The 12,075-nt window shown below is 41.1% G+C and carries 10 protein-coding genes; 6 read left to right on the top strand and 4 right to left on the bottom strand.

Annotated elements, in window-relative coordinates:
* Positions 1-29 precede the first annotated feature (29 nt).
* The 4 genes from AAG807_RS06340 to topA form a co-directional block, all read right to left on the bottom strand.
* Positions 30-1,574, bottom strand: a complete 1,545-nt coding sequence (locus tag AAG807_RS06340; RefSeq protein ID WP_341901698.1) for an SUMF1/EgtB/PvdO family nonheme iron enzyme — start codon at positions 1,572-1,574, stop codon at positions 30-32.
* 114 nt (positions 1,575-1,688) lie between these two features.
* Positions 1,689-2,666 (bottom strand): PorP/SprF family type IX secretion system membrane protein, encoded by a 978-nt coding sequence (locus AAG807_RS06345; RefSeq protein ID WP_341901700.1) that lies wholly within the window; start codon positions 2,664-2,666, stop codon positions 1,689-1,691.
* Between the two features lie 188 nt (positions 2,667-2,854).
* The gene (locus AAG807_RS06350; protein WP_341901701.1) at positions 2,855-4,012 is read right to left on the bottom strand and encodes a formimidoylglutamase; all 1,158 of its coding nucleotides are present in this window, start codon (positions 4,010-4,012) and stop codon (positions 2,855-2,857) included.
* Positions 4,013-4,174: 162 nt separating this feature from the next.
* Positions 4,175-6,682 (bottom strand): type I DNA topoisomerase, encoded by a 2,508-nt coding sequence (gene topA, locus AAG807_RS06355; protein ID WP_341901703.1) that lies wholly within the window; start codon positions 6,680-6,682, stop codon positions 4,175-4,177.
* Between the two features lie 249 nt (positions 6,683-6,931).
* On the opposite strand from topA, the gene miaB reads away from it, so the two are divergent.
* From miaB to AAG807_RS06385, 6 genes are all read left to right on the top strand, one after another.
* Positions 6,932-8,371, top strand: coding sequence for a tRNA (N6-isopentenyl adenosine(37)-C2)-methylthiotransferase MiaB (miaB, locus tag AAG807_RS06360; protein WP_341901705.1), 1,440 nt, complete (start codon positions 6,932-6,934; stop codon positions 8,369-8,371).
* A gap of 23 nt (positions 8,372-8,394) precedes the next feature.
* Positions 8,395-9,636: a sigma-54 dependent transcriptional regulator gene (locus AAG807_RS06365; protein ID WP_341901707.1), complete on the top strand. Its 1,242-nt coding sequence runs from the start codon at positions 8,395-8,397 to the stop codon at positions 9,634-9,636.
* A complete protein-coding gene (lptE, locus tag AAG807_RS06370) occupies positions 9,633-10,145 on the top strand; it encodes an LPS assembly lipoprotein LptE (RefSeq protein ID WP_341901709.1) in 513 nt (170 codons plus the stop codon). Before AAG807_RS06365 ends, lptE begins: the two co-directional genes overlap by 4 nt.
* The gene (locus AAG807_RS06375; RefSeq protein WP_341901712.1) at positions 10,145-11,311 is read left to right on the top strand and encodes a hypothetical protein; all 1,167 of its coding nucleotides are present in this window, start codon (positions 10,145-10,147) and stop codon (positions 11,309-11,311) included. Before lptE ends, AAG807_RS06375 begins: the two co-directional genes overlap by 1 nt.
* Position 11,312: 1 nt before the next feature.
* A complete protein-coding gene (secG, locus tag AAG807_RS06380; protein WP_341901713.1) occupies positions 11,313-11,618 on the top strand; it encodes a preprotein translocase subunit SecG in 306 nt (101 codons plus the stop codon).
* A 158-nt stretch (positions 11,619-11,776) separates the two neighbouring features.
* On the top strand, positions 11,777-12,055 hold the full coding sequence (locus AAG807_RS06385) for a co-chaperone GroES (RefSeq protein WP_341901715.1): 279 nt from the start codon (positions 11,777-11,779) through the stop codon (positions 12,053-12,055).
* The last annotated feature ends 20 nt before the right edge of the window (positions 12,056-12,075 follow it).

Here is a 12,075-nt window from a genome sequence, read left to right on the forward strand (position 1 = left end):
TTTATTGTTTTGTAATTGTTTGTTTATTCCTAGCGAAGTTGGATATCGCTACGAATTTCTTCGCCACCTTCTTTGGAGAAGTCACGTCCACCACGACCTAAGTGTGTTGCCACATTTCGGAACCCGACGTACGATTTAGCCGTATCTTGATACTCGTAAGTACGAGTTGATGTTTGCAAATAATATCCGACATCTTTCCAAGAACCACCGCGGATAACTTTACGTTTCATTGCTGGCGGATCCCAGTCCATTGCATCATATCTGTATTCCGTATTCAAGTCATGAGAGAACTCATACATTGCTTCGTCATAAGCTGTTTCACACCATTCTGAAACGTTACCTGCCATACAATACAGACCCCATCCATTCGGATTATAAGAGTAAGCTTTTACCGTATGGAAACCTCCGTCTTCAAAATAACGACCTCTCATTGGTTTAAAGTTACCCAAGAAACATCCACTTTGGTTACGGATATAAGGACCTCCCCAAGGATATGGTGAATTATTCAAATCACCACGTGCTGCTCTTTCCCATTCTGCTTCAGTCGGTAAACGGAAGTCATTCACGAATAAATCTCCCATTGCCTGCAACCAGTTGTTTAGCAATTGTGTTCTCCAGATAGAAAATGCTTTTGCCTGAACCCATGTGATACCAATAACCGGGTAGTTATCGTATGCTGGATGCCAGAAATACATATTCGTCATTGGATCGTGGAATGCATAAGTAAAGTCACGAACCCATACCAATGTATCCGGATATACGTTGATCTCCTCATCAATGATAAAACGTTGACGATTCTCATGACCACGAAGACCTGTACTTTGACCTTTCTTATTGAAATAACTCAAATCCTTATCCAAACCTTGAGGCTCTTCCGTAAACGGATGCTGAGGTGTATTCAAATCACGGTGTTCCGGACTGATCTCATTTCCATCCTTGTCTACTCCATTGTGAACAATCTCAATACGACCTCGTTTAGCAGCCTCTCTCAAATCGATCCAATAATACTTGAAATTCAATTTTCGCGTATCAAATTCACGACGTTTGTAGAAACGCTCCGGTTGCGGATAGTACATATCAGCCAATAAAGGCATCAACTCCGGATCATCGTAGGAAAATCTACGATCCCAGTTCAATGCAAATATCGCACGATTGACATCACGGTCAGAAGGCTCGAATTCGACAGTTTCCAAAGCTCCTTCATCAAAATACATATCTTCGTAATTGATGTAACGGGAAGCTTCTTCGTCTTCCTCTAATCCGGAGTAAATACGTTCACGCGCCATTGAGTCTCTAACCCACTCCACGAATTGACGATACTCGTTATTCGTGATCTCAGTTTGATCAATATAAAACGCCTGAACCGAAACCGTCTTTGCACGAGTTTGGTGCAAGAAAGGCACATCCTGATCATTTTCCCCCATGATATAGGATCCCGATGGAATATATACCATTCCAAGAGGAATCTCAGGTTGATAGACTCTACGTCCTGAAGCACCCATTAAGTGACCAGTACGTGAGCTACAAGAGGCAATGAAGGCCCCAATTAAACCGATAAACAACAGTTTTTTCATTCTAGTTCAATTTTACAGTTCCGGATTTATCGTTAACATTCTACAGGATCAATTTTGCGATATAACGGAATCGAATAAAAAATGGTTACAAAGATTTGTAATTTTTTTTTGATTTTACAACCATTTTGGATGATGTGCCTTCGTAATTGGTATAATAGGAATATAACAAAACTTAAGCGCAATCTCATGAGTACCATTCGAAATCTTTGACAATCTTCCAATTGTGATATCATAAGAATAACCAACCCACATAAACATTCGTGCTTTTTGTTTTCTGATATCAAAAGGTCTATATCCCAATAACACGGAAACAGCATCGCTATTTCTAAAACCTAATCCTCCGTAAAGAAAGCCATCATAAATATAGCGTGCATTAAGATTACCTGAATATTTCAATAAATCTGTTTGCAATGTACCTTGCACATCGATTGAACCTTTTTGCCCAATACCTCTGAATGTATATCCACCCATTGCATAGTAGTGACGTGCCAAATCGTAAGGAACAGTACCTGTACCACCTGTCAAAGGAGGAACTGAACTTGTCAAATTCAAAGCCGAAGCTTGCAAGTGACTTGACGACAATCCGGCGAACCAATTCTGAGCACGGTAATAGATACCAAAGTTCAAATCGAATGTAATTGCAGAACTAGCACCTGGGAAAGTCGGGTCAATTTGTGTCTGAGGCCCAACCCAAGTCGGATTCATACCAAAATTCACCATTCCTACACCCAATCCGATACCTAGCTTACCATCACCCAACGGAAGATGATGCGAATAATTCAGCATCACATTGTTTTGACGGTTAAAACCAATAGCATCGTGCGTGAAGTTCAAACCAAAACCTCCGGTCCATTTACCAAAGCTCTCCATGTTTACCTCAGCATTAAAGACTACAGAATTCGGTGCACCATTCACTTTATCCCACTGATTGCGATAAATCAAATTTCCACACAACCCTTCTTCTATACCAGTCGCACCCGGGTTGATGGCGAACTTATTGTAGATAAAATGTGTAAGTGCGATATCTTGCTGAGCAGAAGCTCCGAAAGAACACAACACGAACGCTGATAAAATACGTAACGTTTTATTCATATTAAAGGGTCCTAATTATGGTTTTAACATGCTTGGCTTTAACAAATTTTAGCCAATTGGCGACTAAAATAAGTATTTTTTAGAACAAACAAAATTTTTTAATGCAATCAATCCATCTTTTCCACAATGAAATGTTGAAGAGATAAATATTTAACACAAACTCCTGTTACGAAACAACTGAGAAAAGGTTACCCCAGTTTTTGATATGTCTTCCACCACAGGTTGGGTATGTCGCCATTCAATGCGTTGCTATACTGCGACTTATCGCATGGAACCATGTGGTGTCTTTCGTATTTAATTCCTTCTTTCGGAGGATAAGGAACCTCCATCCACCAGCGTTCAGAACGATTGCTGCGGTAAAATATAATATCGTGATTTATTTCGTCTAAAAAAACGGTGAACTTGGTATATTCCTTTTTTGAACCGATTGGAAAGTCTCCAACCCGCTGTGAATATCCATCAATAAAGTACCAGATGATCTGTGCAATTTCCGCATGTGCACTTTCGGCAATATCACCGGGTAATAAGTTAAATAACCCGATTGAAGTCAATTTATCTGAAATCCCTGCATACTTTGCAATCTGGCAGATATCCTGATTATCCAACCCATTTGGTTGAGAGAAATATTTCCCCTTGAAATCGGATGCTTTGATGGCCTGTAGGTCGATGCTCAACAAATCCGTATTGCGAAGCAATGGTTCCGCTATCCTGAAATCCGCCTTGAATTCCCCTAAACGAACCGCATCAAAAAACAATTTTTCAAACAGATCTATTTCCGATGCCTTCACAAGCGGAGTCTGATAACCAATCACAGATAAATTGAAGAGGTAGCAAGGTCTGTGCATCAGCAATTTACTTACATAGGCATCTTTACCGATCGGAAGCTCCGGGTCTCCCAGATCCAGCTTAGAATCGATATTCAGCACATTGATGAGCTGTTCCAATTCCTCGTACCCTTGATACATGGCATAAGTCAAATCCTGAGAACCACCGATGACAACTGGAACGACTGATTTTTTAACCAATTCCGCTACCACTTGTCTCAAAGCGAAATAAGTGTCTTCCACTCTTTCTCCCGGCATCAGATTTCCTAAATCATAGATTTTAAAGTTCCAATTACTTCCGGGAAAATAAGAGTTGAGTTGATTTCTGAAACGATCATCTGTCTCGCCATGCAGGGATGACTCACCATTTCTGAATTCAGGAACATAGATCAATGCAAGTCCTGCCTTATCTATTTCAGGGAAGCCTGATTCATCATTTCGGACAATGAACTCGCCCAAAGATTCTGAAACCGGACTTTCATTGGTATCAATCGGACTGAAATAAATAGAGAGATCCTTCATTCTAATAGGTCTTTTGACAAAAATAACCGAATGAGGAATAGCCGAAACCACTCTTTGAATTAAGAATAAAGAGTCAAAAGTTAATAACTCAACGAATTGAAAAAGGAAAAGGTAGCTTCGACTACGCTCAGCTACCTTTTCTCATTCTATTTTCAATAATGTTTACTTCTTTTTAGCGGCCGCTTTCTTAGCAGGAGCTTTCTTTTTCGCTGGCGCTTTCTTCTCGATCATCTCTTTCACTTTATCAAGAGTAAGAGCTGCTGCATCGACAGTACTTGCCAGTTCAATCTTTAATTTACCTTTCAAGATAACCGATTTTCCCCAACGTGCCTTTTCAACACGAATACCTTCTTCTTTCCAATCGTGAACCACTTTATCAATATCCTTTTGAATCTTTTCAGCAACCAGGATTTCAATGTCCTGTTGGGTCAAATTATCAAAATCATATTTCTTGCTGACATTGATAAAGATCCCGTTCCATTTGATAAATGGTCCGAAACGACCTACCCCTTTTTGAACAGGTAAACCATCCACCATTCCAATTGGTGCATCCGCCTGTAATTTTGAATCAATGAGTACCATCGCTTGATCCATTGAAAAACTCATCGGGTCATCGCCTTTTGCAAGCGAAATAAACTGCTCACCAAATTTCACGTACGGACCAAAACGACCTACATTAACTTCCACCGCCTGACCTTTATATTCACCCAAGCTTTTAGGTAATTGGAACAGATCAAGTGCTTCCTTCAGCGAAATGGTATGAATACTCTGAGTACTTAACAAAGAAGCAAAACGCGGCTTATCTCCATCTTCTTTTTCGTCACCGATTTGGATCATGGGTCCGAAACGGCCGATACGTGCAATCACTTTCTTATTTGAATCCGGATCAATTCCCAACTCGCGCTCACCTGTAGCACGATCAGAATTTTCCAGGGTATCTTCCACATTGAGATGAAACGGTTTGTAGAATGAAGACAACATGTCTGTCCATTCCATTTTTCCACGAGCGATCTCATCGAATTGCTCTTCCACTTCAGCTGTAAAGTGATAATCCATGATTCCACCAAAGTGATCCACCAGGAAATCCGTCACCACCATCCCGATATCCGTCGGGAATAATTTGTTTTTTTCTTTACCGGTAACCTCTGACTTTAGTTGCTTCTCCACGAATGTCGGAGTGCTCATTTCTAAAACGATATACTCTCTTTTTTCTCCCTCACGCTCCTGCTTTTCAACATACCCTCTTTTTTGAATGGTCGAGATTGTCGGTGCATAAGTGGAAGGACGTCCAATCCCCAATTCCTCTAATTTCTTTACCAGAGACGCTTCCACATAGCGAGCTGAAGGTCTTGAAAAACGTTGAGTTGCTGTGATGTGATCTTTAACCAACTCCTCACCAACCTGAACTGCGGGAAGTAATCCTTCTGTTTCACTATCGTTTTCGTCTTCGTCTAAGCTAGTTTCCAAATAGACTTTCAGGAAACCGTCAAATTTGATGACTTCTCCTTTTGCCTGGAAAACTTCTTTCATATTTTCGTTTCCAATAGAAATCGTTGTCCGCTCCAATTCCGCATGGCTCATTTGAGAAGCAATCGACCGTTTCCAGATCAGATCATACAAACGCACTTCTTCCCGTTCACCATAGCTTAAAGCATGCATGGCAAAATTGGTCGGACGGATGGCTTCGTGAGCCTCTTGTGCATTCGAATTCTTATTGGTGTATTTAGTCGGATGGGAATATTCTTTTCCGTAAGCCGAAAGGATTTCATTTTTCGCACCGGTCATTGCCGTTTCCGATAAATTCACGGAATCAGTTCTCATGTAAGTGATATGTCCAGCTTCGTATAGTCTTTGTGCAACCTGCATGGTTCTTGAAACGGAGAATCCCAATTTCAAAGAAGCCTCCTGCTGTAAAGTCGACGTTGTAAATGGCGATGCGGGAGTTTTCTTTGCAGGTTTCTTTTGTACATCCTGAACAGAAAGCGGGTAAACCGCACATCGAGTTAAAAATTCCGATGCATCCGCCTCTTTATCAAACGTTTTTGAAAGTTCTGCCTTGATTCGTTCTTTTCCTTTTAAGAAGTCTCCTGTGACACGGAAATAGCTTTCCGCATGAAAATTCTGAATTTCCTTTTCTCGCTCAACAATCAATCGCACTGCAACGGATTGTACGCGACCTGCAGACAAACTCGGTCTTACTTTTTTCCACAAAACCGGAGAAAGTTCGAAACCAACCAAACGGTCCAATACCCGTCTCGCCTGCTGTGCATCCACTAATGGTTTATTGATTTGACGCGGATTTTCGATTGCTTTTAAAATCGCGCCTTTCGTAATTTCGTTGAATGTGATTCGTTTCGTATCTTTTTTATCTAATCCTAAAGTCTCGTATAAATGCCAGGAAATAGCTTCTCCCTCACGGTCCTCATCGGTAGCGAGCCAAACCACATCTGATTCCTTCGCTAATTTCTTCAATTCTGCGACCAGCGCCTTCTTATCGGAACTGACTTCGTATTCAGGGGCGAAGTTATTCTCAACATCAATCGCCAATCCTTTCGATGCCAAATCACGCACGTGTCCAAAACTTGATTTTACAGTAAAGTCCTTTCCTAAATACCCTTCAATGGTTTTTGCCTTTGCAGGTGACTCAACTATTACTAAATTCTTACTCATGCTAACTAAGGTTTTCCGGATCGAAACAATTCGAATCGGTGCAAATATAAACGGTTTTAAAAACAAAAAACAAGATAATCCGGTTTGAAAAAATTCGAAGCTTCTATTAAACTATAGTTTATATTTTTTTGAAAACCCAAATTTCACAGAAAAACAAACTTCATTTTCGAAAAAATTAACACAGATAACGCCATGACATTTTGACATGTCTGTCATAAAAACTATTTTTGCACTCTTTAAAATTCAAGCATGTTAGAGGATCACGGTGTAAATAAAGTTATTGACGAGAGCAGACAGGGAGAAGCAATCATTTTGGAAGGCGGAACCGGCTCCAAAAAGCTTTATGTGGAAAGTTACGGTTGTCAGATGAATTTCAGTGATAGTGAGGTTGTGGCTTCCATTATGACGAAAGAAGGCTATACGACCACCCGAAACATCGATGAGGCAGACGTTGTTCTGATTAATACTTGTTCTATCAGGGAAAATGCAGAAACACGCGTTCGCAATCGCTTGACGGAATTCAAGAAGCGCAAAGCAGACCAGCCCAACCTGGTTGTTGGAATTTTAGGTTGTATGGCCGAGCGTTTGAAACAATCCTTGCTGGAAGAAGAACAATTGGTTGACCTGGTAGCTGGTCCGGATGCTTACCGCGACTTACCGAACCTGATAGACGAAGTTGGAACCGGTCAGCGAGCTGTGAATGTGTTACTTTCTCGTGAAGAGACTTATGCAGATATTTCTCCTGTGAGAATGGATCAAGGTGGAGTAAGTGCATTTGTCACCATTACTCGTGGTTGTGACAACATGTGCTCTTTCTGTGTCGTTCCGTTTACCAGAGGAAGAGAACGTTCCAGAGATCCGCTTACGATTGTTCAGGAGTGTAAAGATTTATTTGCCAACGGATACCGCGAAGTCACTTTATTGGGACAGAACGTAGACAGTTACCGTTGGAATATGAGCAGCAAAGGTGTAATCAAGGATGAATCTATCCCAACTACAAACTTTGCTCAATTAATGGAACTGGTTGCTTTGATCCACCCGGATTTACGCATTCGTTTTTCCACTTCCCATCCCAAAGACATGACGGATGATGTGTTGGAAATGATGGCGAAATACGAAAATATCTGTCCTTACATTCATTTACCGGTTCAATCCGGGAACTCGAATGTATTGGAACGCATGAATCGCGGGTATTCACGTGAGTGGTACCTAGATCGCATTGCAGCAATCAAGCGCATCATTCCCGATTGTGCCATTTCAACGGATATCATCACCGGTTTTTGCGGTGAAACAGAGGAAGAGCATCAGGAAACGGTTTCCTTGATGAAGGAAGTCGGATATGATTTTGCTTACATGTTCAAGTATTCGGAAAGACCGAAAACATTGGCTGAGCGCAAATTCGCGGATGATATTCCCGAAGAAGTGAAAGGTAGACGCCTGGAAGAGATTATTGAGTTGCAGTTGGAAAACTCGGCAGCTTCTCATAAAAATCAAATCGGAAAAATCGCTAAAGTATTGGTTGAGGGACCTTCGAAGCGTTCTGCAGAGCATTTTTGCGGTCGTGACGCCAGAAATTCGAAAGTGGTATTCCCTAAAGGAAATGCAAAGAAGGGCGAATATGTCCTGGTTAAAATTACAGATTCCACTTCAGCAACCTTGATGGGAGAATTGGTAAATCACGTCAACTAGTCTAAATTTAAATGATGAGTAACATGTCACTTCAACAAATCAAACAGCGATTTGGGATCATTGGAAATGCTCCTCAGCTGAATCGTGCGTTAGAAGTTGCTATGCAAGTGGCACCAACAGATATTTCGGTTCTGGTAACCGGTGAAAGCGGAACGGGTAAAGAAATTATCCCACAGGTCATTCATCAGTTGAGCACACGCAAACACAACGAATACATTGCTGTGAACTGCGGTGCGATTCCGGAAGGAACGATTGATTCCGAGTTATTCGGTCACGAAAAAGGATCTTTTACCGGAGCAACAGGAAGCCGACAAGGTTACTTTGAAGTGGCGGATGGAGGAACGATTTTCCTGGATGAAGTTGCGGAATTACCAATGCAGACGCAGGTTCGTTTACTGCGCGTATTGGAAACCGGTGAGTTTATCCGCGTAGGTTCTTCCAAAGTGATCAAGACCAATGTCCGCGTAGTTGCAGCTACGAATGAAAATATGCACCGAGCAATCCAATCCGGAAAATTCCGGGAGGATCTATTATACAGATTAAGTACTGTCCCCATTCCATTGCCTCCTTTGCGTCAGCGACAGGAAGATATTTACTTGCTATTCCGGAAATTTGCCAGTGATTTTGCTGAAAAGTACCGCATGCCGGCAGTGAAATTGACAGGAGATGCAGTTGAATTACTACAGGCATATCATTGGCCGGGAAATATCCGTCAGTTGAAAAACCTGGTAGAACAGATTTCTGTAATCGAGCAGGAACGCGATATTGATGGTCCACGCTTACAATCTTATTTACCGCAGGCAGAAGAATTTTTTCCCGCAGTGGTTGGTGCTCAAGAAACCAAAATCGATGAGCGCGAATTGATGTATAAGTTCCTCTTCGACATGAAGAACGATTTGAACGAACTGAAAAAACTGGTCGTTGAATTATTAAATAACCAAGGAGAATTCAGTTTGTCGAATGATCAGGCAGCCGTTGTGAATCGTTTGTATCACGATATCAATTTGGGCGAACAGCGTATCTTACCTCCTACTCCAATTAAAACTGAAGCGGTAAAACCCGTTCTTTATGAAGATCCGGAGACAGAGGATTATGAAGTTCACGAAGAAGTACAGGAATCGTTGTCTTTGGAGGATCGGGAGAAGGAATTGATCCAGAAAGCATTAGACAAACATCGCGGGAGAAGAAAGTACGCTGCGGAGGAATTGGGGATTTCGGAACGAACTTTGTATCGTAAAATTAAAGAATACGATATCCAAGGATGAAACAACTCTCGATCATACTCATTTTACTAGCCGGTTTGACTAGCTGCTGGCCGAAATCCTTCATGAACCCCATCGATAACTCGATGCCTGAAGAATGGAAAAAATTCTACATCACTCCGTTGGAACTCACCGCAACAACGGCACCATCCAATTATCCCGCAAATCTCGCCGAAGAACTAAGAAGCGGTGTTCAAAACAATACCCGTCTAAGACTGGCTTCCAATTTGGAAGATTCACAAATCAAGATCAGTGGAATCATTTCCGGTTATAACACCACCCCTATTGCAATCCAACAAGGAGATTTGGCAGCCAAGAACCGTTTAACAGTGTCAGTTAATTTCACTATACTTACACCTACAAAAGGTTTGGAGAAAATGGAGTTTACAAGTTCGCGTTTTGCCGATTACGAATCCAGCGAGCAATTGGTGGATGTGGAAACACGTTTATTGGAATCCATTAACCAGCAAGTGGTTCAGGACGTAGTGAATAAATTGTTATCCAACTGGTAATGCTGAATACAGAACAAATAGCCGAATTCATCCTGCGCCCGGAACTCATGCGTTCGGAAGATGTGGATGTATTGCGCGAATTATCTGAAAAGCACCCGTATTCTTCCGTTTATTCACTTTTATACCTGCAGGGAGTTTCCCGTTTTCAATCCGTTCACCTGGATGAAGTCCTACCGAAACAAGCCTATAAATTATCCGACCGTTCGCGTTTATTTCACTTATTGCATTCCGCATTTGAAGGCGAAGCACTCATTGAGAATGAGATGGAGAAGCAGAATGAGGAAGAAACCCTCACTCCTTTCATTCAAGCTGAACAGAAAGAGGAAAAAATTATTCCTGTTTTAGAGATTGTTCGAGAGGAGGAGAAAGAGCCTGTTATAGAAAAGATTGTTGTTGAAGCAAAACAAGAGAAAACAGAGATTTCGGAGACTGAAGTTCCATCTGAAAAAGAGGAAGAGTCCGCGCCAACGATTGACGAAATCTCAGAAGTTGTAGACACTCAAGAGGTAAAAGATATTTTCGATTTTGAAACCGTTGCCGCAACCTTAGCTCAGGATTATCTGCATCAGAATGAGAAACAGAATCAGAATGAGAATGAGGATGAAGAAATCCCATACTCAAAACTCAAACTCACACCAATTGAGATTGAGAACGAAGAAACAATAGAAGAACCATACATTGAACCTCATACGCACGAGGAAATACCAACTTCCAGTGTTATTCAACCTGATTCAAAGCGTTCTTTCACCAGTTGGTTGAAAGCAGGTAAGCATGAAGAAGGGGATCTGTCAGCTAATGGACCGAAGACTGAAGTTTCATCCGATCAGGATGAAAAGCTGAAGGGCGAAACGATTCTTAAAACGCCAATCCTTGAACCGAAATCTGACGCAAAAAATGTGCAGCAGGAAATCATCGATAAGTTCATAGAAAAGAGCCCAAGCATGCCCAAACCGAAGACCGAATTCTATTCTCCTTCGAAAAAAGCGAAAGAAAGTTTGGACGATGATAAGATTCCGGTTTCGGAAACTTTAGCCAAAATATATGCCGCACAGGGAAATTTTCCCAAAGCAATTCACGTTTATCATCAATTAAGTTTGGCGTTTCCAGAAAAAAAGAGTTTATTTGCACTCCAAATAGAAGAATTAAAGAAAAAAATTACCTCATAAAATGATCCCATTAATTTCAATTTTACTAGTATTAGCAAGCGTTTTATTAATCGTAGTTGTGTTTGTTCAGAACCCAAAAGGAGGAGGTTTATCTTCTGATTTTGGTGCTGCACAGCAACTTGGCGGTGTACAACGCACAAATGATTTTATCGAAAAAGCAACATGGACACTTGCAGCAGTAATCTTGGTTGCGAGTATTGGATTGACAACGATGATGAAACCTGCGAAAGTAAAGGAACAACCGAAAAAAGAACAACCGGGTGGACCAGCTACACAAGGTCAGCAAGGTACTCCGCAGCCGAAATAGTCAATCGATTATAAAAGAATTTGAAATGTCAGTATGTCACACATACTGACATTTTTTTGTTTATATCCCCCGTAAAAATGAAAAATTGACACAATACCTACATTGGCACAATCTTAGCCGATAGGAATCGTCAAATTTTATCTAAATAGAATAACAATATGTCAACAACATTTAAACCTTTAGCGGATAGAGTGCTAATTGAGCCTGCAGCAGCAGAGCAAGTAACAGCAAGTGGTATTATCATTCCTGATACAGCGAAAGAAAAGCCATTAAAAGGAACAGTTATCGCAGTTGGGGTTGGTAAAAAAGACGAGCCAATGCTGGTAAAAGTGAACGATACGGTTATTTACGGTCAATATTCAGGTACTGAAATCAAAATTGACGGGAAAGACTACCTAATCATGAAAGAAGGTGATATCTACGGAATCATTGGGTAATAAGAACTTCGTTTAGACAC

Source organism: Fluviicola taffensis DSM 16823 (assembly GCF_943372375.1).
Taxonomy (GTDB): Bacteria; Bacteroidota; Bacteroidia; order Flavobacteriales_D; family Crocinitomicaceae; genus Fluviicola; species Fluviicola taffensis_A.

Excerpts from the sequence above, each read along its gene's own strand:
- AAG807_RS06340 (WP_341901698.1), bottom strand. The coding sequence starts at position 1,574 with ATGAAAAAACTGTTGTTTATCGGTTTAATTGGGGCCTTCATTGCCTCT.
- AAG807_RS06345 (WP_341901700.1), bottom strand. The coding sequence starts at position 2,666 with ATGAATAAAACGTTACGTATTTTATCAGCGTTCGTGTTGTGTTCTTTC.
- AAG807_RS06350 (WP_341901701.1), bottom strand. The coding sequence starts at position 4,012 with ATGAAGGATCTCTCTATTTATTTCAGTCCGATTGATACCAATGAAAGT.
- topA (WP_341901703.1), bottom strand. The coding sequence starts at position 6,682 with ATGAGTAAGAATTTAGTAATAGTTGAGTCACCTGCAAAGGCAAAAACC.
- miaB (WP_341901705.1), top strand. The coding sequence starts at position 6,932 with ATGTTAGAGGATCACGGTGTAAATAAAGTTATTGACGAGAGCAGACAG.
- AAG807_RS06365 (WP_341901707.1), top strand. The coding sequence starts at position 8,395 with ATGTCACTTCAACAAATCAAACAGCGATTTGGGATCATTGGAAATGCT.
- lptE (WP_341901709.1), top strand. The coding sequence starts at position 9,633 with ATGAAACAACTCTCGATCATACTCATTTTACTAGCCGGTTTGACTAGC.
- AAG807_RS06375 (WP_341901712.1), top strand. The coding sequence starts at position 10,145 with ATGCTGAATACAGAACAAATAGCCGAATTCATCCTGCGCCCGGAACTC.
- secG (WP_341901713.1), top strand. The coding sequence starts at position 11,313 with ATGATCCCATTAATTTCAATTTTACTAGTATTAGCAAGCGTTTTATTA.
- AAG807_RS06385 (WP_341901715.1), top strand. The coding sequence starts at position 11,777 with ATGTCAACAACATTTAAACCTTTAGCGGATAGAGTGCTAATTGAGCCT.